We start from the raw sequence: 23237 nt of genomic DNA on the forward strand, positions 1-23237 counted from the left end.
GCTCTCAGGTGGTGTCGAGCGGAAACCTCAAGCACGTGCGCAGGTGCGCAACCCGGCGACCAGAGAAGCGCGGTCGAGGTCACGGCCGATGAAGACGACCTTGCTGCCCCGGGAATCACGCCCCCAAGGCTCGGCGGGGCGGAGTTCGAAGATCCGGTGGATGCCCTGCAGGACGAACCGCCGAGCATCTTCCCGAACGGCGAGAACGCCTTTGAGCCGGTAGAGATCGTCGCCGTGCTCGGCGGTGAGCCGACCGAGCCACTCCCGCAGCGCGGTCTCGTCGAGGTCCCCGTCGACCGCGCTGTCCAGCTCGATCCCGACGGAGTTGACGGCGGGGTCGTGGAAGTGCTCCTGCTCGTCGAGCCAAGCCGGGTGCACGATCCGGTTGAAGGCGCCGACGCCGAGGATGTCGGCGAGGTCGACCTTCGAGTAGTTCGAGGTGAGGATCTCGGCGGTGGCGTTGATCCCGCGAAGGCGTTCGCGGAGGTCGGCGAGCTCGGCTTCGCCGACGAGGTCGATCTTGTTGAGCACCAGCCGGTCGGCGAAGGCGATCTGGTCCACGGCCTGGTGACCCACCCCGGCGCCGTCCAGGTGCTGGCCGATGTGCTTGGAGTCGACCAGCGTCACGATGGCGTCCAGCGCGAAGTGCTCGCTGATCTCCTCGTCGGCGTAGAAGGTCTGCGCGACCGGGTTGGGGTCGGCCAGGCCGGTCGTCTCGATCAGCACCCGGTCGATCCGGTCCTTGCGCTGGATCAGCTTCCGCAGGATGTCGATCAGGTCCGTGCGGGCCGTGCAGCAGATGCAGCAGCCGTTGGACATCTCGAAGAACTCCTCGTCGGAGCGCAGCACGAGCGCGTCGTCGATCGGGATCTCGCCGAACTCGTTCTCGACGACCGCGATGCGGTGCCCGTGCTCGGCGGTGAGGATGTGGTTGACCAGCGTCGTCTTTCCAGCGCCGAGGAAACCGGTCAGCACGGTCACGGGGATCTTGCTCATCGTCGTCCTCCATCGGTGCCCAGCAGGCGGCGGGCGTCGGTGCGTGCGGTTGCCGAGACCACGATCCGGTCTCCGGCGAAGTCGGGGCCGCGGGTCGCGTCCAGCCCCATCCGGGACGTGGTGCCGCCGGCGTCCGACGACGGATCCAGCGGTGATCCCGGAAGTCCGTCCACCACGAACAGATCGCGGTGCGGTTGGAAGTGCGTGGCCAGCGCCCACAGCACTTCGGCGTCGGACGTGATGTCGACGTCGGCGTCCACCGCCACCGCCGTCTTCACGTACGGGTCCCAGCCGAGCAGGCCGAGCAGCACCTGGCGGGCCTGGCCCGGTCGGGACTCGCGCAGCGCCACGTAGCAGTGGAAGTGGGTGCCCGAGGTCGGGTAGTGCACGGCGGTGACATCGGCGAAGCGGGCCTTGAGCTTCTCCGCGAGCTCCGATTCCCGCGGCACCCGCGCGAGGTTCAGGTGGTCCACGGTGTTCCCGCCCGCGACGTCCACCAGCAGTGCGTCCTCGCGGCGCAGGACCGCGTCGACCCGCAGCACGTTGTTCGTGGAGCGGTGCGAGGAGTAGCCCGAGAACTCGCCGAACGGGCCCTCCTCGGCGTGGTGCTGAGGGTCGATGGTGCCCTCCAGCACGAACTCGGCCCACGCCGGGACGCCGATCCCGTGCCGGGGGGTGCGCACCAGGTCGAGCGGTTCGCCGAACAGCCCCCCGGCCACCGCGCGCTCGTCCACCTCCGCGGGGACTCTCGCGGACGCCGCCAGCATGAACAGCGGGTGGCCGCCGATCACCACCGCCACCGGCATCGGTTCCCCGCGCTCGGCGTACTTCGCCAGCAGCCGCCACAGGTCGCCGCGCGAGTGCAGGCTCGTCGCCAGCTCGGTGGGGGAGTGCACCATCGACCGGTGGTAGCTCAGGTTCCCGACCCCGGAATCGGGGTCCTCGGCCACCACGATGCCGCTGGTGATGTAGGGCGCCCGGTCGGATGCGAAGTGCTGGAGCATCGGAACCGACGTCAGGTCCACCTCGGCGTCCTCGACGAGGGGCGAGGAGTCGACGATGCGCGGCGCGATCATCCGCTCGGCGCGGGACTGGTACGCCTCGTGGAGCTGCTCCGGCCCGACGTCGAGGAACCGGGCGATCCGCCTGCGGGAGGCGAAGACGTTGGTCACCACCGGTGCGGCAACACCGCCGACGTCCTCGCACACCAGCATCTCGTCCCGGCCGCGTGCGATGAGCTCGTAGATCAGCCCGGTAACGCCTTCGACGGCGGACACCGGCTCGTCCACCACGACGACGTCTTCCGGGTGCGCGCGCCGGTACTCGGCGAAGAAGGCGTGCGCGTCCTGGCGCGGGGAGGGGGTCACCGGGCTGCTCCTGGTTCTCGTCGGGCGCCTTGCCAGCGCGGGAAGAGGTCGTGGTCGATGCCGAACTGGTCCAGGACCTTGCCGGTGAGGTGCGCCAGCAGGTCGTCGACCGACTCGGGCTGGTGGTAGAAGGCGGGTACCGGGGGCAGCACCACCGCCCCGGCCTCGGTGACCGCGGTCATGTTGCGCAGGTGCACCAGGCTCAGCGGCGTTTCGCGGGTGACCAGCACCAGGCGTCGGCGCTCCTTCAGGCACACGTCCGCGGCGCGGGTCAGCAGGTCGTCGCTGTAGCCGTGCGCGATCCCGGCGAGGGTCTTCATCGAGCACGGCACCACCACCATCCCCGCGGTGCGGAACGAGCCCGAGGCGATGCTGTCGGCGATGTCCCCGCGCTGGTGGCACACGTCGGCCAGCGCGGCCACGTCGGCAGGCCGGAGCCCGGTCTCCAGCTCGACGGTGCGGTGCGCGGCGCGGGACATCACGAGGTGAGTCTCGACCGCGTCGATCTGCCGCAGGCTGGTCAGCAGGTGGATGGCGAGGTGCGGCGCGCTGGCCCCGGTCACGCCCACCACGAGTCGGTCACGCATCTCGCTCCCTCCGCAGGTGGAACAGCGCGTTGAGCACCACCGCCAGCACGGTCCCGGTGGCCACCCCGCTGTCCAGGAAGACCTGCGCGACGAACGGCAGCTGGTGGTAGAAGTCCGGCGCGCCGGTGGGCACCAGGCCGACGCCGAGCGCGACCATCACGACCACCAGGTTCCCGGACCGGCTGAAGTCCACACGGGACAGCAGCTCGATACCGGACACGGTCAGCGCGGCGAAGGTGACCACCGCGACCGCACCGATCACCGGCTGCGGGATCGCTGCCACCAGTCGGCCGATCGGCTGCACCACGCCGAGCAGCACCAGAATCACCCCGCCGACCGCGACCGGGTAGCGGCTGCGGACCTTGGTCAGCGCGATCAGCCCGATGTTCTGCCCGAACGTGGTGTAGGCGAAGCCGCTGAAGACCCCGCTGAGCGCGGTCAGCAGCCCGTCCACCCGCAGCAGGCGGCTGATCTCGGTGGGCCCGACCTCCCGGCCCACCACCTGCCCGACGGCCAGCCCCTGCCCCGAGGCCTCCACCGTCAGCACCAGCACGACGATGAGGAACAGCAGGATGGACGGGACGTCGAACTGCACCATCCCGTAGTGGAACGGCTCGGGCACGCCCAGCACCGGGCCGGAGCCGACCTCGGCCAGCTCGCCCATCCCGGCGGTCCACCCGACGACGGCGCCCACCACCAGCGCGAGCAGCAGCGAGAGCTGTCCCAGCAGGCCGCGCAGGAACCGGGAGAACACCACGACCAGCAGCACGGTGAACCCGGCGATCAGCAGGTTGCCGGGGGCGGCGTAGTCGGGGGCGCTCGGGTCCTTCCCGGCGATCAGCCGCAGCCCGACCGGGATCAGCGTCAAGCCGATCAGCGTGATCACGGTCCCGGTCACCACGGCCGGGAACAACCGCAGCAGGCTCCCGAAGAACGGTGCCAGCAGCACCCACAGCACTCCGCCGACCAGCAGCGAGCCGTACACGGTGGGCAGTCCTTCGGTCTGGCCGATGAGGATCATCGGCACGATCCCGTTCGACGCCGCGCCCACCACCAGCGGCATCCGGATGCCGAACTTCCACAGCCCCAACGACTGCAGGACGGTGCCGACACCGGCCAGCACGAGGTCGATGCAGACCAGGGTGGCGATCTCGTCCTGGCCGAGGCCCAGGGCGGCGCCGACGACCATCGGCACCACGACCACACCCGCGTACATCACCAGCACGTGCTGCAGGCCCAGCAGGATCGTGTGCCCCCACGGTGGTCGGTCGTCCACCCCGACGTCCGATGTGGACGGGCTTTCGCGCACCATCTCGCCCACCTCTCAGGAAGTCCGCCGGTTGAGCACCAGGTTCAGCAGGAAGGCGGCGATGCCACCGGCCGCGATCCCGGAGGACAGCACCGGCTGCAGGACACCGGGCAGGTTCGCGTAGAACTCGGGGGCGCCCACCGGGAGCAGGCCGAAGCCGAAGGAGATGGCCACGATCAGGATGTTGCGCGGATTCCCGAGATCGGCCTGCGCCATGATCTTGACCCCGATCGCGCCGACGGTGCCGAACATGACCACCCCGACCCCGCCCAGCACCGGGCCGGGCAGCGAGGCGACGACCGCGCCGAGCTTGGGCAGCAGGCCGATCACGACCAGCAGCGCTCCGGCGGTGGCGACCACGAAGCGGCTGAGCACGCGGGTCATGCTCACCAGGCCGACGTTCTCGCCGAAGGTGACGATGGTGAACGAGTTGAACACCCCGGCGAAGGCGGTCCCGACCCCGTCGGCCCGCAGTGCTCGGGCCAGGTCGTCGCGGCCGACGTCGCGACCGGCGATCTGCCCGACCGCCAGGGTGTCCCCGGTGGACTCCACCATGTTCACCAGCTGGATGATGATCATCGGCAGGATCGCGGCGACGGTGAACTCGGGGAGCCCGAACGCGAACGGCTGCACCGCGCCGAACCAGGCCGCCTCGCCCACTGCGGAGAAGTCGGCCAGACCGAGCGGCAGCGCCACGAGCGTGCCCAGGACCAGCGCGATCAGGATCGCGAAGCGCGCAACGGCGGCCGGGGCGAAGGCCTCCAGCAGCACCACCAGCAGGATCGTGCCCAGCGCCATCAGCAGCCGGGTGGGGGAGGCGAAGTCGACAGCGGTGGGATCGGTTCCGGCGATGAGCTTCGAGGTGGAGGGCAGCAGCGAGAAGCCGATGATGGCGATGATGGTGCCGGTGACGATGGGCGGGAAGAACCGCATCAACCGGCTGAACCACGGGGCGACGACCCAGGTGAGCAGTCCGGCGACGATGGTCGCGCCGAACACGGCGGGCAGTCCGCCGTCCTTGCCGACCAGGATGGCCGGGGTGATCCCGGTGAACGTCGAGCCCATCACGATCGGCAGCCGGGCCCCGACGTTGAGCACGCCGAGCGCTTGGAGCAGTGTGGCGACGCCGCTGACGAGCACGTTCGCCGACACCAGCATCGCTATCTGCTCGGTGGGCAGCCCGATCCCGAGGCCGATCAGCAGCGGCACGGTGGCCATGCCGGAGTAGGCGACCAGGACGTGCTGCAGGCCGAGCGGCAGCATCTGGCGCAGCGGCGGGACGGTGTCGACGGCATCTGGTGGGGCGGTGCTGCGAGGTCTGGGACGTAATCGCATGGCTCCTCCTCGGGCCTCAGCGCAGCAGGTGCGTCATGCCGGCGCGGTGCAGCAGGAGTTCGGCCCGCTGTCGGGCTTCCGCGGCGGCGGAGGTCTCGTCGACGCGAAGGCAGCGGCCGTCGCGCTGGACGATCTCGCCGTCGACGACGGTGACGACGACGTCCGAGCCGTGCGCGGCGTAGACGAGGGTGCTCACGACGTCGTGCAGCGGTTGCAGGTGCGGTCGGTCGAGGTCGACGACGATCAGGTCGGCGAGCCGACCGGGTTCCAGCACACCGGCGTCGATCCCGGCGCAGCGCGCGCCGTCGCGGGTGGCCAGGTCGAGCGCGTCCTGCGCGCGCATCGCCGTCGGATCGAGGGTGGTCGATCGTTGGGCGAGGACGGACTGCTTCATGCACTCGAACAGGTCCTGCCGGTGCCCGCAGCTCGGTCCGTCGGTGCCCAGCCCGACCACCGCGCCGCGTTCGCGCAGTCCGGCCAGGTCGAGCGTGCCCGACGCCAGGTAGGCGTTGGACGTCGGGTTGTGCACGACGCGCGCGCCGGAGCTGGCGATCTGCTCCACTTCGGCGTCGTCGAGCCAGATCGCGTGCGCGAGGGTGGCGCGCTGGTCGAGCAGGCCGGTTTCGGCGAGCCACTGCACCGGTCGTGCCCGGTAGGTGTCGAGGTAGCTCCGCGGGTCGCCGCGCCCTTCGCAGCAGTGCGCGTGCCAGCTGGTGCCGAGCTCCCGCGCGAGTTCGACGCTGCGGCGGACGAGCTCCTGGTCCACGTAGGTGAGGTTCAGCGGTGCGGGCCAGATCTCGACCCGGGATCCCGGCGGGCGGTGCTGCACGGCTTCGCGGGTGATGGCGAGTTCGTCGGTGGCGGAGTACCGGAACAGCGCATCGGGTTGTCCGCGCTTCGCGGCTATTTCGGTGCGCGGCCCGACGATTCCGCGTGCGACCGCCCCGCGCAGCCCGGTTCGCTCGACGACGTCGGCGACCGCGAGCGTGGTGTCCAGATCGGTCGGTGCGTAGTGGTTGTCCACCACGGTCGTCGTCCCGTGGCGCAGTGCTTCGGCCGCGGCGAGGCGTGCCGCCGCCACCGCGTCCGCGCCGTCCACGGCGATGGAGTACGGCCACATGAAGTCGCACAACCACGGGACGATGGACATCCCCTCGCCCAAACCCCGCGCCAGGGCTTGGTAGAGGTGGTTGTGCCCGTCGACGAGGCCGGGCAGCACGGCCTTCCCGGTGCAGTCCAGGACCGTTCTCCCGTGCCAGCCGACCATTTCGGACTTCGGTCCGACGGCGACGATCCGGTTGCCGGTGATCGCGACCGATCCGGGACGGTGGATGGTGCGGCGGTCGTCGACGGTGAGCACCGTCGCGTCGGTGAGCAGCAGGTCGCAGAGCTTCTCGTGCACGGCGGGCATGCACGCCTCACTTCCCAGGGCCGTTGACGGCCCACTCGGTGCGGAGGGATTCGGATCGCCGAACGGAGGCCCACGACGGGGAGGTCACCGGCGAGTGCGATGCGGATAACATGTAAAGCTCGCCGCGCCCGCCCTGTCAACCGCGAATCAGCGCTGAACCGGTTCGCCCAGCCCGCGTTTACCTGCTGGAAATGCAGAGATGCGCGAAATTACATGCAACTTGTTGACAGCGGGCTCCGGCCGGTGTTGCACTCGATCGCGCCGCGGTTCCAGCGCGGCGACCCGTAGGTGCGGTGATGCGCGGCCGGGGTGCTACCGATGGGAGAGATCGGCGTTGATCATCGACACGCATGTGCACCCGACGAACCTGGTAGACGAGGCGTGGCGGCACACCGGTGAGCCCTTCACCGGCGAGCGCACCCTCAAGATGATGGACGGTCCGATGTGGATCAACGGCAAACCGCGCCGGGTCGACATCAGCTGCATCATGCCGCCGCCGGGCAACACCGCCTGGCGGGACGGCAACCGCGGTGGGCGCGAGGGCATCCGGGAGTACCAGGCCTACGTGACCTCGCTGGTGCAGCGCTACCCGGACCGGTTCGTCGGCAACTTCATCTACAACCCGCGGTTCGGTCCGGAGAACGGGGCCAAGGAGCTGGAGTTCCACGTCAAGGAATTCGGCTACAAGATGCTCAAGCTGCACGCCAACATGCACGCCTACCGCCCGGACCGGGCGCTGGACTGGTTGCGTCCGGTGATGCGGGTGTGCGACGAGCTGGGCATCGTCGTGCTGATCCACACCGGCGACGGCCCGTACTCGATCCCCACCCAGTTCTACCCGATCATCCGAGAGTTCCCCGGGGTCACGTTCATCCTGGGGCACTTCGGGGTGCAGACCGGCGGCGTGTACTGCTTCGAGGCGTTCTGGATGATCCAGGACTCGCACAACGTGATCGGCGAGTCCGGCTGGTTGCTGCAGTCGCGGATCGTGGAGTTCGCCAAGGAGATGAAGAAGACCAAGATGGTCTACGGCACCGACTCGCCGCCCAACGAACCGGGCATGTGGGCGCGCGAGCTGGAGGTGCTCTGCCACGAGCCGCCGCAGGGGCTGAGCCTGTCCGAGGACGACCTGGAGGGCTACCTCGGCAACAACATGGCCCACCTGCTGGGCCTGCAGCCGACCCCGCCGCCGAAGGACCGGGCCGAGGCGGAGGCGTACCTGCGGGGTGAGATCACGCAGGCCTCGGCGACGAACTCGCACGCCGACGCCTACGCGGGCTACACCCCGGACTCCTGGGCCGAGGAGCTGGACCCGGCGAGCTGAGTCAGCGGCCGAGGCGGTGGCGTTCGGGGGTGCGGGCGGTGGCCTGGCCGAGGCGGACGCGCAGCCGGGCGATGTGGCGGCGGGCGGCGGCTTCGGCCATCTCGGGGTCGCCGCTGGCCATCGCGTCCACCACCGCCCGGTGCTCGTCGAGCGCCAGCCTCGGCGCGTCGTCGCTGCGCCACAGCGAGTGGAGCGCGAAGTGGGAGCGTCCGGCGATCGGTTCCAGGGCGGCGAGCAGGTGCGGGTTGCCTGCGAACTCCCGCACCGCTCGGTGGAACCGCATGTCCAGCTCGATGTGCGCGGCGTTGTCGGCGTCGGCGGCCAGCGCCCGCTCGTGCTCGTCGAGGATCTCGCGGAGCTGGGCCAGCCCGTCGGCGTCGAGGTGCTCGGTGGCCAGCCGCGCGGCCAGGCCTTCGAGCTGCTCGCGCACCACGTAGAGCTGCCGCAGGTCGTCGATGTCCACCCGGCTGACCTCGGCGCCGCGGTGCGGCACGTGGGTGGCCAGCCCGTCGTGGATCAGCCGCTGCACCGCCTCGCGCACCGGGCTCCGGCTCACGTCGAGCTGGCGGGCGAGCTCGGGCACGCTCAGCCCGGTGCCGGGCGGCAGGGTGCCGTCCAGGACGGCGGCCTTGAGCGCGGCGTAGGTGCGGTCGGCGAGCAGGCCTTCGCCGGTCAGCGGGGCGAGGTGTCGGGGTGCCGGGGACATCGCGGGACCTCACTCGTCGGTGGGGGAATCGACAGCGATATTACATGTAATTCGCCCGTCCGTAGGGAGCAGGCATGCGTGAAGAGTCCGTCCACCGCACGATCAGCACCGAGCGCGCCGGGGCGGTGGGGCGCAGTGCGCCACGCCCGGACGGGACGCTGAAGGTCACCGGTCAGTTCGCCTACTCCTCGGACCTGTGGGTGTCCGGCATGGTGTGGGGGACCACGCTGCGCAGCCCGCACGCCGCCGCGCGCATCCGGTCCATCGACGTGCGGAAGGCGTTGGCGCTGGACGGGGTGCACGCGGTGCTCACGCACGAGGACGTGCCCGGCGCGAAGACCTACGGCATGAAGGTGGCCGACCAGCCGGTGCTGGCCATCGACGAGGTCCGCTACCAGGGCGAACCGGTGGCGCTGGTGGCGGCGGACGACCCGCGGACCGCGAAGCGGGCGGCCGCGCTGGTGCAGGTCGACTACGAGCTCCTGGAGCCGGTGACCGACGCGGGGCGTGCCTTGGACGAGGCGACCCGGCACGTGCACCCGGGCGGGAACCTGGTCCGCCACGTCAAGATCCGCCACGGCGACGTCGCGGCCGCCCGGGCGCGGGCCGACGTCGTGGTCAGCGGTGAGTACGAGGTGGGCATGCAGGACCAGGCGTTCCTGGGGCCGGAGTCCGGGTTGGCGCTGCCCACCGAGGACGGCGGTGTGGAGCTGCACGTCTCCTCGCAGTGGCTGCACAAGGACCTGGAGCAGATCGCGCCGTGCCTCGGGCTGCCCGTCGACAAGGTGCGCCTGACGCTGGCCGGGGTGGGCGGCGCGTTCGGCGGTCGCGAGGACCTCTCGGTGCACGTCCACGCGTGCATGCTGGCGCTGCGGCTGGGCAAACCGGTGAAGATGGTCTACAGCCGGGAGGAGTCGTTCTTCGGGCACGTGCACCGCCACCCGGCCAGGATGCGCTTCGAGCACGGCGCGACGCGGGACGGGAAGCTGGTGCACGTCAAGGCGGAACTGCTGATGGACGGCGGTGCGTACACCTCCACCTCGCCGGTGGTCATCGCCAACGCCTGCTACTTCGTGGCCGGTGCCTACGAGGTGCCCAGCGCGGAGATCGACGGTTTCGCGGTGTTCAGCAACAACCCGCCGTGCGGCGCCATGCGCGGGTTCGGCGCGGTGCAGTCCACCTACGGCTGCGAGTCCAACATGGACAAGCTGGCCCGCGAGCTCGGCATGGACCCGCTGGAGCTGCGGCTGCGCAACGCGATGACGACCGGCACGGTGCTGCCCACCGGCCAGGCGGTGGACGGCCCGGCACCGGTCGCCGAGCTGCTGGCGGACCTGCGCGACCGCCCCCTGCCGCCGCCCGGCTCGGAGCTGCTGCCGGGCGGGCTGGCGAACACGTCGCGCGGCGAGGGGATCCGCCGCGGCGTCGGCTACGCGATCGGGGTGAAGGCGATCGGCTACTCCGGCGGTGTCGACGACATCTCCACCGCCCGGGTGGTGCTCTCGGCGGCTGGTGGTGAGCCCGTGGTGTCGGTGCACACGGCGGCGGCCGAGTGCGGCCAGGGCATCACCACGGTGCAGTGCCAGATCGCCAGCACCGAGCTAGGCGTGTCACGGGTGGTGGTGCTACCGGCGGACACCGCGATCGGGGACGCGGGTTCGGCTTCCGCCTCCCGGCTGACGTGGATGTCCGGCGGCGCGGTGCAGGGCGCCTGCCGCCTGGTCGCGCGGGAGCTGCTGCGGCGCGCGGCCGAACGCACCGGTCGCCCGGTGGCGGCGCTGGCGCTGCGCGACGAGCACGTCGTCGACCCCGCCGGGACCGCGCTGGTGCCGATCGCGGAGCTCGTCGGATCCGGCGATCTGGAGCGGGTTTTCGAGTTCCACCACCGGCCGACCTCGACCATCGACCCGGAGACGGGCCAGGGCGACGCGCACATCGCCTACGCCTTCGCGGCGCACCGCGCGGTGGTCGACGTCGACGTGGACCTCGGGTTGGTGAAGGTGGTCGAGCTGGCCACCGCGCAGGACGTCGGCAAGGCGATGAACCCGCTGTCGGTGGCCGGGCAGATCGAGGGCGGCAGCGCGCAGGGCCTCGGTCTGGCGGTGATGGAGGAGATCTTGCTGGACGAGCACGGCCACGTCCGGAACCCGTCGTTCACCGACTACCTGATCCCGACCATCCTGGACGTGCCGAGCATGCCGATCTCGCTGTACGAGTTCCCGCACCCGGATTCGCCGTACGGCCTCAACGGCGTGGGCGAACCGCCGACGCTGTCGTCGACCCCGGCGATCGTCAACGCCCTGCGCGCCGCGACCGGGCTGGACCTGGCCAGGGTTCCGGTCCGGCCGCAGGACATCGCCCTGGCCTCCGGCTGACCGGGCTCACACCGCGGCGAGCTGGTCGGCGAAGCGGGTGTCGACGAACTCGGCGAATTCGAACCGCCGCGGGATCTCCCCGGCGGCCACGAACGCGTCCGCCAGCTCCTGCTCGGAGCGGATCACCTCGGCGTCGAGGGGCACGGGCAGGTCCGGGCCGAGTTCGGTGGCCCGCCGGGTCACCTCGACGGGCAGTCCGGTGTCGTCGGCCCACGCCTGCGCGCGCCGCTCGCGGTTGGCGTCGGAGAACCGCTGCGCCCGGGCCAGCCGGACCAGGTAGTCGGCGATGGCGGTGTTGCGGCCCGCGTCGGCGAGCGCGGCGGGGCCCGCGACCTGGAAGCTCAGCCCGTTGGCGGTGCCCCTCCCGTCGGCCAGCACCCGGACGTCGGATTCGAGCTGGACCTGGGAGAAGTACGGGTCCCAGATCGCCCACGCGTCCACCGAGCCCTGCTTGAACGCGCCCATCGCGTCGGAGGGCTGCAGGTACACGAGTTCGACCTCGTCCGGGGTGAGACCGGCCTTGCGCAGCGTCAGCAGGACCTGCCCGTGCGCGGAACTGCCCTTGGCCAGCGCGATCTTGCGACCGCGCAGCTGGTCGACCTGCTGCAGCGGGGAATTCGCGCGCACCAGCAGGACATCGCTGGTGACGTTGCCCTTCGAGGCGGCGACCACCCGGATCTTCGCCTTGGCCGCGGCGGCGAACAGCGGTGGGGTGTTGCCGACGCCGCCGATGTCGACGGCATCGGCGGAAACCGCCTCCAGCAGCGGCGGCCCGGACGGGAAGGTGGCCCACTGCACGGTGTAGGGGAAGTCGTCCAGACCCGCCGAGCGCAGCAGCGACCGGGAGTTGCCCTTCTGGTCGCCGACGCGCAACGTCACCGAGGCGAGCTGCTGGGGCGGGACGGGCGCGGGCACCGGTGCCCGCAGCGGATCGGGTCGGCCGCCGGAGCAGGCGGTGAGCAGCCCGCCGGCGGAAAGGGCGAGCACGGTCAGGAAATCACGACGGCGCACGGTCGGTTGCTCCGAATTCACGGGAAGCGGGCAGGGGAGAACCACCCCGACCGGTTCAGCGCGGCAGGGCGGGTTTCAGCGCGAGGGGATCAGCGGCAACGACACGCGGAGCTGGCCTGCCGTCGCAGATCGACGTGCAAGCGCCAGGTCAACGCGATGCGTCCGGTCACGCCGCAGATGCTCGCAGTCCGCGCGCGCCACCGTCAACGACGCGCACGACCCTCCCAGAGATCGGGAACGCTCGCGCCAGGAGTCCGGAGCGCAGGACGAGGTCGGAGAACCTCACTCCAGCCGGATCCGCCACGTCCGGGAGACGAAGGTGAGCAGGGCCAGCACGGCGGAGAAGAACATCCCGCCGCCTTCGCCGAGGAACAGGCACATCACTGCCAGGACGGACGCCACGAGGACCAGCAGCATCCGCGGCGAGAGCTGCAGCCACAGCCGGCGCAGCGCGCTGGTCTCGGTCAGCCTGCGAGCCAGCTTGGGGTCGTCGCCCATGAGCTGGTTCTCGATCTCCTTCAGGCGGCGACGTTCGTCCCTGGGTAGCATGGCCACCTCCCGGAAGATCCGCCTCCTTGAACAAGTATTGCAACGATCGTGGCGGCTGTGAAGGGCCCATCGGCCCGTGCCGCCGGGGCTGGCAGGATCTGGAGCGTCGGCTGTCGCGTGTGGGGAGCGTGGGATGGAGATCTGGGTCAACCCGGCGTGCTCGAAGTGCCGGTCGGCGGTGTCGTCGTTGGACGAGGCGGGGGTCGAGTACACCGTCCGCCGTTACCTGGACGACCCGCCGACGGCCGCGGAGCTGGGCGAGGTGCTCGACCGGCTCGGGCTCGAGCCGTGGGACGTCGCGCGCACCGGCGAGCCGGTGGCCGCGGAGCTCGGCCTGAAGACCTGGCCGAAGGACGCGGACAGCCGGGACCGGTGGATCGCGGCGATGGTCGAGCACCCGAAGCTGATCCAGCGCCCGATCATCACCGCCGACGACGGCACCGCGGTGGTGGCCCGCACCCCCGAGGCCGTCCAGTCCGTTCTGCCCCGATAGCGCCTTGATGCGCAGAACGGGGCGGGTGCGTCGTGCACCCGCCCCGCTCCTTCGCGATCAGGCCGCGATCGGCTGTTCGACCCGCAGGGTCAGCTCGCCGTCGGCGGCGGACACCCGCAGCCGGGCGCCCTCGGCGAGCTCGCCGTCCAGGATCAGGTCGCTGATCCGGTCGTCGACCTCGCGCTCGATGGCCCGCCGCAGCGGTCGGGCGCCGAACTCCGGCCGGTAGCCGCGCTCGGAGATCCAGGCCACCGCCGCCTGGTCGAACTCGACGTCGATGCCCAGCTCGCCCAGCCGCCGCACGGTGTGCTGCAGCAGCATCCGGGTGATGGTGTGCAGCTGCTCGCCGTCGAGCCGCTTGAACACCACGATCTCGTTGATGCGGTTGAGGAATTCCGGTCGGAACGCCTCGCGCAGCCGCGGCATGATCCGCTCGTCCAGCGCCGGGTCGGCGTCGGTGGCGGTGAAGCCGATCTTGCCGCCGGGGCTGGAGATGACCTCCGAGCCCAGGTTGCTGGTCATGATCAGCACCGTGTTGCTGAAGTCCACGGTGCGGCCCTGACCGTCGGTCAGCCGACCGTCGTCGAGCACCTGCAGCAGCGTGTTGAACACGTCCGGGTGCGCCTTCTCGACCTCGTCGAGCAGCACCACCGAGTACGGGTGCCGCCGCACGGCCTCGGTCAGCTCACCGGCCTCGCCGTGCCCGACGTAGCCGGGCGGGGCGCCGACCAGGCGGCTGGCGGTGTGCCGCTCCTGGAACTCGCTCATGTCCAGCCGGACCATCCGCTGCTCGTCGCCGAACAGCGATTCGGCCAGCGCCTTGGCCAGCTCGGTCTTGCCGACCCCGGTCGGCCCGAGGAACAGGAAGCTGCCCACCGGCCGGTTCGGGTCGCCGAGCCCGCTGCGCGAGCGCCGCACCGCGCGGGCCAGCGCCCGCACCGCGTCGTCCTGGCCGACCACGCGCTCGTGCAGCTCCTGCTCGAGGTTCTGCAGCCGCTCCTTCTCCGCCGCGGTCAACCGGCTGACCGGCACCCCGGTCGCCCGCGCCACGATCTCGGCGATGTCCTCGGCGGTGACCTCCAGCTCCCCGGCGGCCCCGGCCTCGCCGAGCCCGGACCTGGCCTGGTTGATCTCGTCGCGCAGCGCCGAGGCCCGCTCGTAGTCCTCCTCCGCGACCGCTTCGTCCTTCAGCTGCTCCAGCCGCTCGATGCGCTTGCGCAGCTCGGCGTCGTCCGGGGCCAGCGCGGCGAGCCGCTTGCGCGCCCCGGCCTGGTCGATCAGGTCGATCGCCTTGTCCGGCAGGAACCGGTCGTTGATGTACTGGTCGGACAGCCGGGCCGCGGCCTGCACCGCGTCCTCGGTGTAGCGGACCTGGTGGTGCGCCTCGTAGCTCTCGCGCAGGCCCTGCAGGATCAGCACGGTGTCCGCCACGCTCGGCTCGGGCACCTGCACCGGCTGGAACCGGCGCTCCAGGGCCGGGTCCTTCTCGATGTGCTTGCGGTACTCGTCGAGCGTGGTCGCGCCGATCACGTGCAGCTCACCGCGGGCCAGGCGGGGCTTGAGCATGTTGCCCGCGTCCATCGCGCCCTCGGCGCCACCGGCGCCGACCACGGTGTGCAACTCGTCGACGAAGACGATCAGCTCGTCGCGGTGCTCGGAGATCTCGTCGATGACCTTGGTCATCCGCTCCTCGAAGTCACCGCGGTAGCGGGTACCGGCCAGCATGCCGGACAGGTCCAGCTGCACGACCCGCTTGCCGTCGAGCACCTTCGGCACCTGACCGGCGACGATGCGCTGGGCCAGGCCCTCGGCGATCGCGGTCTTGCCGACCCCGGCCTCGCCGACCAGCACCGGGTTGTTCTTGGTGCGCCGGGACAGGATCTCCACGGTCTGCTCGATCTCGGTGGTACGGCCGATCACCGGGTCGAGCTCGCCGTCGCGAGCCCGCGCGGTCAGGTCGCGGCCGTACTGGTCGAGGGTCGGGGTGCTGCTGCTCCGGCTCGGCTGCTCCGGCGCGGTGCGCGACTGCTGGCTCGCGGCGCGCAACGCCTCGGGACCGGCTCCGGCCGAGCCGAGCAGTCGCCCGGTCTCCGAGTCGGGGCTGGCCGACATCGCCAGCAGCACGTGCATCGGGCTGATGTAGGTGGAGCCGAGCGCGCGGGCGACCCGGTGCGCGTCGGCGAGCACCGTGCGCGCCGCCAGGGTCAGCGTCACCGGCTGGTCGCCGACGGCGTCACCGGCCGCGGGCAGGTGCTCCTCGACCTCCGCCGCGAACGCGTCGGGGTCGACGCCGACCTGCTTCAGCTGCGCGCGGGTGGGCTCCTCGTGCGCGGCCGACCACAGCAGGTGCAGCGCGTCCAGGTCGGTCTGCCCGCGGTCCCGCGCGAACCGCGCGGCACCGCTGACCAGCTGCTGGGCCTGCTCGGTCAGCAGCTGGGAGATGTCGATCCGCCGGGAGCCGGACGCGGCGTTGTCGGCCCCGAAGAAGCGCGCGAAGTACTCGTCGAACGGGCCGCCGGCCGGTCCGAAGAACGTCGCCATGCCTAACCTCCTCGCGACGGTGTTGCTGGCTTCCGCCGCCATCTACTTGAGTCTGCTGTTATCAACCAACGTCAGTCCTCCCGCGGTAATTCCCAGCAGCCCCACGAGTGGCGCGAGTCACTCCCGGCACCGTTCGGAGTTGGGTGTTGACTTCGAGCGAAGTGGAGGTCGGAAGCTGTGCTCGACGGTCAGTTCGTGGAGAGGTGTGGACGTGGAGACTTCGGTGGATCGTTCGGTGTTCGACACCGCGTACGAGCAGGGCACGGCTCCCTGGGTGATCGGCGAACCGCAGCCCGCGATCGTCGAGCTGGAGCGGGCCGGTGGCATCAGCGGGAAGGTGCTCGACCCGGGCTGCGGCGCCGGTGAGCACACGATCCTGCTGGCCGAGCGCGGTTACGACGTGCTGGGCGTGGACTTCTCCGGGGCGGCGGTCGAGCGGGCGCGGGCCAACGCGGTCGAGCGGGGCGTGGCGGCCCGGTTCGAGGTCGCCGATGCGCTGGCGCTGGACGGCGGCCCGTACGACACGGTCGTGGACAGCGCGCTGTTCCACGTCTTCGGGCCGGAGGACCGGGCGAAGTACGTGCGCAGCCTGCACGCGGTGTGCCGGCCAGGCGCAACGGTGCACGTCCTGGCGCTGGCCGACACCGAACCCGGTTTCGGCCCCCGCATCCCGGAGTCGGTGCTCCGCGAGGCCTTCGGTGTCCCGGGGTGGCGGCTGGAGGAGGTGCAGGAGCGCCGCTACCGGGGTGTCGCGCGCGGGGAGCACGCCGATGGCCTGGGTGTTGAAGACGGTTCGAAGGTGGACGTCCCCGCCTGGTTGGCCACGGCGACCCGGCTCTGACGTCCACAGTGGAGACTGGGGGTGGTTCCGGCCGGTCGCGGCTGGCACACTCGGGCCATGACCGAGGATGCTGCGTGCGCGGTGGCGCACGGCGAAGTGCCGGTGGACGCGGGCGGGCGCGCGCTGGTCGCGGTGTTCGCGTCGCCGGTGGCGGAGCACCTGCTGCGATACGGCCGGGACCTCGGCTTCCGGACGGTGCTGGTCGAGCCGGACCCGGAGCGGGCCGGTGACGCGGCGCTGCCCGAGGTTCCGGAGCTGGGGCCGGACGCGGACGTCGTGGTGACCGACCACCACCGCGCGGAACTCGGGCCGGTGCTGCGCGACGTGCTCAAGCGCGAGGTCCGCTGGGTGGGTGTGATGGGCAATCCGCGCCACGTCGGCCCGCACGTCGCGGCGCTGCGGGAACTCGGCGTCCCGGATGCCGAGATCGCGCGGGTGCACCGCCCGATCGGCCTGAACATCGGCTCCCGGACCCCGCCCGAGATCGCCATCGCCACCCTCGCCGGGCTGCTCGCCGACCGCAACGGCAAGCCCGGCGGCTTCGAGTTCTGAGCGCACCGCCGGTGCTCGCTTTTGCCGGGGCGAGCTGGTTATGCTCCGGACACCCAGCGCTGGGGCGACCTGGTGTTCGGGTGGTTTCCGGAGCGGAGGGGTGGCGTTGGGCGGTGATCGGGCGGATGGGTCGCGGTCCGAAGTGCTCGGGGATCTGGTCGGCTGGGCGGCCAAGACCGGTTGGGGCGTGGCGCGCATCGGCTTCGGGCTGATCAAGCAGCTGCCCGGCGGGGCCGAGGTCGAACGCGGATTCCGGACCGTGGAGCGGGTCGTCGCGACCGGCGTGCGCCAGTGGCTCGACGACGTGGAGTCCCGCCCGGAGGAGCCCGCCGAACCCGCGCCCGACGATCCGGTGGAGCCCGCCGAGGAGCCCCCGAAGCGCGTTGATCTGCGCGAGCGGATGGCCGAGCTGCTGCACCGTTCGGCCATGACCGGTCGCGAAGAAGCCGCCGAAGACCTGTATTCGGGCATCCTGCGCCTGATCACACCGGACGAGGCCCGCATCCTGGCCGGGCTGGGCGACGGCTCGGCCTATCCGGTGCTGCACGTCGCCGAACGCAGCGTGGTCGGCGGGAATGCCCGGTTCGTGCTGCGCAACGGTTCGACGGTGGGGCGTTCGGTGGGCGTTTCGCTGACCGAGGAGGTGCCGCACTACCTGACCAGGTTGCACGCGCTCGGCCTGGTCGAGATGGGCCCGGCCCTGCCGGACCGGGACGACCAGTACGAGCTGCTGCAGACCGATTCCCGGGTGCGCGAGGCGCTGCGCTCGGCGAAGGCGACCAAGCCGGTGCGCCGCAGCGTGCGGATATCGGCGCTGGGCGCCCGGTTCTGGCAGCGGTGCGATCCGAGCTCGGACGTAGGGGTGGGATGAACGCGATCGTCCAGGACTTCGCCGAGCACTGGCCGCTCTACCTGTCGATCCCGCTGGTCGCGGCGCTCATCGGTTACGTCACCAAGGTGATCGCGATCCGGATGATGTTCGCCCCGGTGGAGTTCAGGGGGATCAAGCCGTTCCTGGGCTGGCAGGGCATCGTGCCCAAGCACGCCGCGAAGATGGCCGGGGTCGCCTGCGACACGCTGACCCAGCAGCTGATCAAGCCGCAGGAGGTGCTGGACCGGCTGGACCCCGAGCGCATCGTCGCCGAGGTCGAGGAGCCGCTGCGGCAGACCATCGAGGAGATCGTCCGGGAGGTCGCCTCGGCCTACCAGCCGGGGCTGTGGGAGTCGTTGCCGCGCAGCGTGCAGCGGGCGGTGATCAGCCGGGTGCAGGCCGACGCGCCGCGGCTGCTCACCGAGGTGCTGGCCGAGATCAAGTCCGATGTGGACAACGTCTTCGACCTCAAGGACATGGTGGTCACCAGCCTGGTCCGGGACAAGGAGCTGCTGAACCGGATCTTCCTGGAGGCCGGGGGCAAGGAGTTCCAGTTCATCCGCCGCTCCGGCGCGGTGTTCGGCGCGCTGATCGGCGTGGTGCAGATGTCGGCCTGGGTGGTGTTCAAGGTGCCGCTCATCATGCCGCTGTTCGGCCTGTTCACCGGTTGGTTCACCGACTGGCTGGCGCTCAAGATGATCTTCCACCCGCGGCGGCCGAAGCGGTACTTCGGGCTGTTCGAGTGGCAGGGCCTGTTCCACAAGCGCCGCGACCAGGTGGCCGAGGCGTACTGCGACCTCATCGCCCAGGAGATCATCACCCCGCGCAACGTCATCGAGGCGGTGCTGCGCGGCCCGATGTCGGACAAGGTGATGGCCCTGGTGCAGCGCCAGGTCGACGACGAGCTCAGCCGCCGCGCGAGCATCACCAAACCGCTGCTCGTGCTGGCCATCGGCGGCCGCCGCTACCAGGACCTCAAGCAGCGGATCTCGGAGCTGCTGATGGCCAAGCTGCCGGAGACCATGGGCTACGTCGAGGACTACGCGGCCGACGCGATGGACATCCGCAACACCCTGGTCGGCAAGATGAAGGAGCTCGACGCCGAGGAGTTCGAGGAGCTGCTGCGCCCGGCCTTCCGCGAGGAGGAGCGCACCCTGATCGCCACCGGCGCCGCCCTGGGCTTCGTCGTCGGCGAGGCCCAGGTCCTGCTCCTGGAGCACCTCGCCCCGTGATCACTCCTCGGCGGCGAGGGCTTCGAGCACCGCTCGGCCGTACTTGTTGAGCTTCTGCTCGCCGATGCCGCTGATGCCGCCGAGCTCGTCCAGCGTGGTGGGCCGGACGGCGGCGATCTGGCGCAGTGTCGAGTCGTGGAAGATGATGAACGGCGCCTTGCCCTCCTCGCGCGCGGTGGCCAGGCGCCAGGCCCGCAGCCGCTGGAAGACCGGCTCGGCCTCGGCGGGCATCTCCTGCACCTCGGCCTTGGCCGTCTTGGCCTTGGTGGGTGCGGCGACCCGCTTGGGCTCGGTGCGCAGCAGGACCCGGCGGGGGTCCTCCCGGCGCAGCACCTCGCCGCTGGACTCGGTGAGCACCAGCGTGCCGTAGTCGCCTTCGACGGAGAGCAGCCGCTGCGCCAGCAGCTGGCGGATCACCCCGCGCCACTCGTTGTCGCTGAGGTCGGCGCCGACGCCGAACACGCTCAGCGAGTCGTGCCGGAACTGCTCGACCTTCTGCGTCTTCTTGCCGCGCAGGATGTCGATGACCTGCCCGGCGCCGAACCGCTGGTTGCGCTCGCGGTCGAGTCGGACGATGGTCGACAGCAGCTTCTGCGCGGCCACCGTGCCGTCCCAGGACTCCGGCGGGGCCAGGCAGGTGTCGCAGTTCTGGCAGGCCACCGGGGTGTCCTGGCCGAAGTAGGCGAGCAGCTGGGTGCGGCGGCAGCTCACGGTCTCGCACAGCGCCAGCATCGAGTCCAGGTGCCGGGACAGCGTGCGGCGGTGCGCCTCGTCGCCGTCGGAGAGGTCGATCAGCTTGCGCTGCTGCACCACGTCCTGCAGGCCGTAGGCCATCCAGGCGGTGGAGGGCAGCCCGTCGCGACCCGCTCGGCCGGTCTCCTGGTAGTAGCCCTCGACCGACTTGGGCAGGTCGAGGTGCGCGACGAAGCGCACGTCGGGCTTGTCGATGCCCATCCCGAAGGCGATGGTGGCGACCATCACCAGGCCCTCCTCGCGCAGGAAGCGGGCCTGGTGGCGGGCGCGGACCTCCTTGTCCAGCCCGGCGTGGTAGGGCAGCGCGTCGATGCCGTTGGCGACCAGGAACTCCGCGGTGCGCTCCACCTCGGCGCGGGAGAGCCGGTAGACGATCCCGGCGTCGCCGGAGTGCTCGGTGCGCAGGAACTGCAGCAGCTGCTTGCGCGGGTCGTTCTTCGGCACGATCCGGTATTGGATGTTCGGCCGGTCGAAGTCGGAGACGAAGTGCCGGGCCTCGGTCAGCTCCAGCCGGGTGGCGATCTCGCGGCGGGTGGCCGGGGTGGCGGTGGCGGTCAGCGCGATGCGCGGCACCTCGGGCCAGCGCTGGTGCAGCACCGACAGGTTCAGGTAGTCGGGGCGGAAGTCGTGGCCCCACTGCGCCACGCAGTGCGCCTCGTCGATGGCGAACAGCGAGACCTCGCCGCGGTCGAGCAGGTCCAGCGTCGAGTCCAGGCTCAGCCGCTCCGGCGCCAGGTAGAGCAGGTCGAGCTCGCCGGAGACGAACGCCTGCTCGGTGCTGCGGCGCTGCTCGTAGGTCTGGGTGGAGTTGAGGAACCCGGCGCGCACGCCGAGCTCGTTGAGCGCGTCGACCTGGTCCTGCATCAGCGCGATCAGCGGCGAGACCACGACCCCGACGCCGGGGCGCACCAGCGCGGGGATCTGGTAGCACAGCGACTTGCCCCCGCCGGTGGGCATCAGCACCAGCGCGTCGCCCCCGGCGATGACCTGCTCGACGATCTCCTGCTGAGAGCCGCGGAAGGAGTCGTAGCCGAACACCCGCTGGAGGACTTGCTGCGCATCGCTCAAGAGATCGGGGGAAGCCACGGCGCGCATCTTACGCAGCCCCCACGACCGCGCCCCGCTCCGCCGGTGCCGACATGCCGGGGAGCGTCGGGGCATCTGCTGTGACGTGCGTCCTGCCGGGGTGGGCTGGCCCCGGGAATAGCTCCTAGGGAAGAATCGTTCCCGGAAGTAGTTGAATCTCGTACTAAATGGGCGGGATCTGGCCAGCGAGGGAGCTGACATGCAGTTCGGGATCTTCACGGTCGGCGACGTCACCGCGGACCCGACCACCGGCCGCACCCCCACCGAGGCCGAGCGGATCAAGGCGATGGTGCGGATCGCGCTGAAGGCCGAGGAGGTGGGCCTGGACGTCTTCGCCACCGGCGAGCACCACAACCCGCCGTTCGTGCCGTCCTCGCCGACGACCATGCTCGGCTACGTGGCGGCCCGCACCGAGCGGCTGATCCTGTCCACCTCGACCACGCTGATCACCACCAACGACCCGGTCAAGATCGCCGAGGACTTCGCGATGCTGCAGCACCTGGCCGACGGCCGGGTGGACCTGATGATGGGCCGCGGCAACACCGGCCCGGTGTACCCGTGGTTCGGCCAGGACATCCGCCAGGGCATCCCGCTGGCGATCGAGAACTACCACCTGCTGTACCGGTTGTGGCGCGAGGACGTGGTGGACTGGGAGGGCAAGTTCCGCACCCCGCTGCAGGGCTTCACCTCCACGCCGCGCCCGCTGGACGGCGTGCCGCCGTTCGTCTGGCACGGCTCCATCCGCAGCCCGGAGATCGCCGAGCAGGCCGCCTACTACGGCGACGGCTTCTTCCACAACAACATCTTCTGGCCCAAGGAGCACACCCGGCGGATGGTCGACCTGTACCGCCGCCGGTTCGAGCACTACGGGCACGGCTCGGCGGACCAGGCGATCGTCGGCCTGGGCGGACAGGTGTTCATGCGCAAGAACTCCCAGGACGCGGTGCGCGAGTTCCGGCCGTACTTCGACCACGCGCCGGTCTACGGCGGCGGGCCGTCGCTGGAGGAGTTCAGCGAGCAGACGCCGCTGACCGTGGGCAGCCCGCAGGAGGTCATCGACCGGACGCTGAGCTTCCGCGACTACGTCGGCGACTACCAGCGCCAGCTGTTCCTGATGGACCACGCCGGGCTGCCGCTCAAGACCGTGCTGGAGCAGCTGGACATGCTCGGCGAGGAGGTCGTCCCGGTGCTGCGCAAGGAGTTCGAGTCGTTGCGGCCCAGCCACGTCCCGGAGGCGCCGACGCACGCCTCCCTGCTGGCCGCGAAGGAAGCGGAGAAGGCGGAGGCGGCGAAATGAGCGAGCGGAAGCTGGTCGTGGTCTCGGCGGGGCTGAGCCAGCCGTCGTCGACCCGGCTGCTGGCCGACCGGCTGGCGGCGGCCACCGAGCGGGAGCTGCCGGTGGACACCCGGGTGGTCGAGCTGCGCGACCACGCCAAGGACGTGGCCAACAACCTGGTCACCGGTTTCCCCGGCACCGAGCTGCGCGAGGTGCTGGACGAGGTGGCCGCGGCCGACGGGCTGATCGCGGTGACACCGATCTTCCAGGCCTCCTACAGCGGGTTGTTCAAGTCGTTCTTCGACGTGGTGGACAACGAGTCGCTGGTGGGCAAGCCGGTGCTGATCGGCGCGACCGGCGGATCGCCGCGCCACTCTCTGGCGCTGGAGCACGCGATGCGCCCGATGTTCAGCTACCTGCGCGCGGTGGTCGTCCCGACGGCGGTCTACGCGGCCTCGGAGGACTGGGGCAACGGCGGCGACGGCACGGCCCTGGCCGACCGCATCGACCGCGCGGCGGCCGAGTTCGCGGCCCTGATCGCCGCCCGCCCGGCAGCCTCCCGCCCCGACCCCTTCGAAGAGGTCGTCCCCTTCGAACAGCTGATGGCCCAGAACTGACCCCG

Annotated in this window: 20 protein-coding genes; 9 read left to right on the plus strand and 11 right to left on the minus strand. The window is 71.0% G+C overall.

All coding sequences use genetic code 11. The features are described from left to right. Window positions 1-27: 27 nt before the first annotated feature. The 6 genes from F1721_RS01610 to F1721_RS01635 are packed head-to-tail and all read right to left on the minus strand — an operon-like array spanning window position 28 to window position 7005. Entirely contained in the window at window positions 28-996 is a 969-nt protein-coding gene (locus F1721_RS01610; RefSeq protein ID WP_150064681.1) for a CobW family GTP-binding protein, read from the minus strand. Further along, entirely contained in the window at window positions 993-2363 is a 1371-nt protein-coding gene (locus tag F1721_RS01615) for a UbiD family decarboxylase (RefSeq protein ID WP_211840280.1), read from the minus strand. Before F1721_RS01615 ends, F1721_RS01610 begins: the two co-directional genes overlap by 4 nt. Beyond that, the gene (locus tag F1721_RS01620) at window positions 2360-2950 is read right to left on the minus strand and encodes a UbiX family flavin prenyltransferase (RefSeq protein WP_150064682.1); all 591 of its coding nucleotides are present in this window, start codon (window positions 2948-2950) and stop codon (window positions 2360-2362) included. Before F1721_RS01620 ends, F1721_RS01615 begins: the two co-directional genes overlap by 4 nt. Then, complete coding sequence (locus tag F1721_RS01625) at window positions 2943-4262, minus strand: nucleobase:cation symporter-2 family protein (protein WP_150064683.1); 1320 nt, start codon at window positions 4260-4262, stop codon at window positions 2943-2945. The genes F1721_RS01620 and F1721_RS01625 overlap by 8 nt, the downstream gene beginning before the upstream one ends. Before the next feature lie 12 nt (window positions 4263-4274). Further along, window positions 4275-5594 (minus strand): nucleobase:cation symporter-2 family protein, encoded by a 1320-nt coding sequence (locus tag F1721_RS01630; RefSeq protein WP_150064684.1) that lies wholly within the window; start codon window positions 5592-5594, stop codon window positions 4275-4277. A 16-nt stretch (window positions 5595-5610) separates the two neighbouring features. Further along, complete coding sequence (locus F1721_RS01635) at window positions 5611-7005, minus strand: amidohydrolase family protein (RefSeq protein WP_150064685.1); 1395 nt, start codon at window positions 7003-7005, stop codon at window positions 5611-5613. A gap of 334 nt (window positions 7006-7339) precedes the next feature. Here F1721_RS01635 and F1721_RS01640 point away from each other — a divergent pair, with 334 nt between their 5' ends. Then, window positions 7340-8329: an amidohydrolase family protein gene (locus F1721_RS01640; RefSeq protein ID WP_150064686.1), complete on the plus strand. Its 990-nt coding sequence runs from the start codon at window positions 7340-7342 to the stop codon at window positions 8327-8329. Window position 8330: 1 nt separating this feature from the next. Here F1721_RS01640 and F1721_RS01645 read toward each other — a convergent pair whose 3' ends face one another. Continuing rightward, window positions 8331-9035, minus strand: a complete 705-nt coding sequence (locus tag F1721_RS01645) for a GntR family transcriptional regulator (RefSeq protein ID WP_150064687.1) — start codon at window positions 9033-9035, stop codon at window positions 8331-8333. A 74-nt stretch (window positions 9036-9109) separates the two neighbouring features. Between F1721_RS01645 and pucD the strand changes: the two genes are divergently transcribed. Next, window positions 9110-11410 (plus strand): xanthine dehydrogenase subunit D, encoded by a 2301-nt coding sequence (pucD, locus tag F1721_RS01650; RefSeq protein ID WP_150064688.1) that lies wholly within the window; start codon window positions 9110-9112, stop codon window positions 11408-11410. A gap of 6 nt (window positions 11411-11416) precedes the next feature. Here the strand turns inward: pucD and F1721_RS01655 are convergent, their stop codons facing one another. Together F1721_RS01655 and F1721_RS01660 are read right to left on the minus strand one after the other, a co-directional pair. After that, window positions 11417-12421: an ABC transporter substrate-binding protein gene (locus tag F1721_RS01655; protein WP_246154009.1), complete on the minus strand. Its 1005-nt coding sequence runs from the start codon at window positions 12419-12421 to the stop codon at window positions 11417-11419. A 282-nt stretch (window positions 12422-12703) separates the two neighbouring features. Further along, window positions 12704-12970 carry a DUF3040 domain-containing protein gene (locus tag F1721_RS01660; protein WP_150064689.1) on the minus strand — a complete coding sequence of 89 codons (267 nt, stop codon included), beginning with the start codon at window positions 12968-12970 and terminating at the stop codon, window positions 12704-12706. Between the two features lie 133 nt (window positions 12971-13103). On the opposite strand from F1721_RS01660, the gene F1721_RS01665 reads away from it, so the two are divergent. Then, window positions 13104-13463: an arsenate reductase family protein gene (locus F1721_RS01665; protein WP_150064690.1), complete on the plus strand. Its 360-nt coding sequence runs from the start codon at window positions 13104-13106 to the stop codon at window positions 13461-13463. Between the two features lie 57 nt (window positions 13464-13520). Here F1721_RS01665 and F1721_RS01670 read toward each other — a convergent pair whose 3' ends face one another. Further along, on the minus strand, window positions 13521-16004 hold the full coding sequence (locus tag F1721_RS01670) for an ATP-dependent Clp protease ATP-binding subunit (RefSeq protein ID WP_150064691.1): 2484 nt from the start codon (window positions 16002-16004) through the stop codon (window positions 13521-13523). Between the two features lie 211 nt (window positions 16005-16215). On the opposite strand from F1721_RS01670, the gene F1721_RS01675 reads away from it, so the two are divergent. From F1721_RS01675 to F1721_RS01690, 4 genes are all read left to right on the plus strand, one after another. Further along, complete coding sequence (locus F1721_RS01675) at window positions 16216-16845, plus strand: class I SAM-dependent methyltransferase (RefSeq protein WP_150064692.1); 630 nt, start codon at window positions 16216-16218, stop codon at window positions 16843-16845. Between the two features lie 57 nt (window positions 16846-16902). After that, window positions 16903-17397: an XdhC family protein gene (locus tag F1721_RS01680; RefSeq protein WP_150064693.1), complete on the plus strand. Its 495-nt coding sequence runs from the start codon at window positions 16903-16905 to the stop codon at window positions 17395-17397. Window positions 17398-17539: 142 nt separating this feature from the next. Further along, the gene (locus F1721_RS01685; protein ID WP_211840281.1) at window positions 17540-18268 is read left to right on the plus strand and encodes an Abi-alpha family protein; all 729 of its coding nucleotides are present in this window, start codon (window positions 17540-17542) and stop codon (window positions 18266-18268) included. Continuing rightward, complete coding sequence (locus tag F1721_RS01690) at window positions 18265-19500, plus strand: DUF445 domain-containing protein (RefSeq protein WP_150064695.1); 1236 nt, start codon at window positions 18265-18267, stop codon at window positions 19498-19500. The genes F1721_RS01685 and F1721_RS01690 overlap by 4 nt, the downstream gene beginning before the upstream one ends. On the opposite strand, the gene recQ is transcribed toward F1721_RS01690, so the two are convergent. Continuing rightward, window positions 19501-21348, minus strand: a complete 1848-nt coding sequence (gene recQ / locus F1721_RS01695; RefSeq protein ID WP_150064696.1) for a DNA helicase RecQ — start codon at window positions 21346-21348, stop codon at window positions 19501-19503. Window positions 21349-21538: 190 nt separating this feature from the next. Here recQ and F1721_RS01700 point away from each other — a divergent pair, with 190 nt between their 5' ends. Beyond that, window positions 21539-22636 carry an LLM class flavin-dependent oxidoreductase gene (locus F1721_RS01700; RefSeq protein WP_150064697.1) on the plus strand — a complete coding sequence of 366 codons (1098 nt, stop codon included), beginning with the start codon at window positions 21539-21541 and terminating at the stop codon, window positions 22634-22636. Continuing rightward, window positions 22633-23232, plus strand: a complete 600-nt coding sequence (locus F1721_RS01705) for an FMN reductase (protein WP_150064698.1) — start codon at window positions 22633-22635, stop codon at window positions 23230-23232. Before F1721_RS01700 ends, F1721_RS01705 begins: the two co-directional genes overlap by 4 nt. The last annotated feature ends 5 nt before the right edge of the window (window positions 23233-23237 follow it).

Source organism: Saccharopolyspora hirsuta, from assembly GCF_008630535.1.
Taxonomy (GTDB): domain Bacteria; phylum Actinomycetota; class Actinomycetes; order Mycobacteriales; family Pseudonocardiaceae; genus Saccharopolyspora; species Saccharopolyspora hirsuta.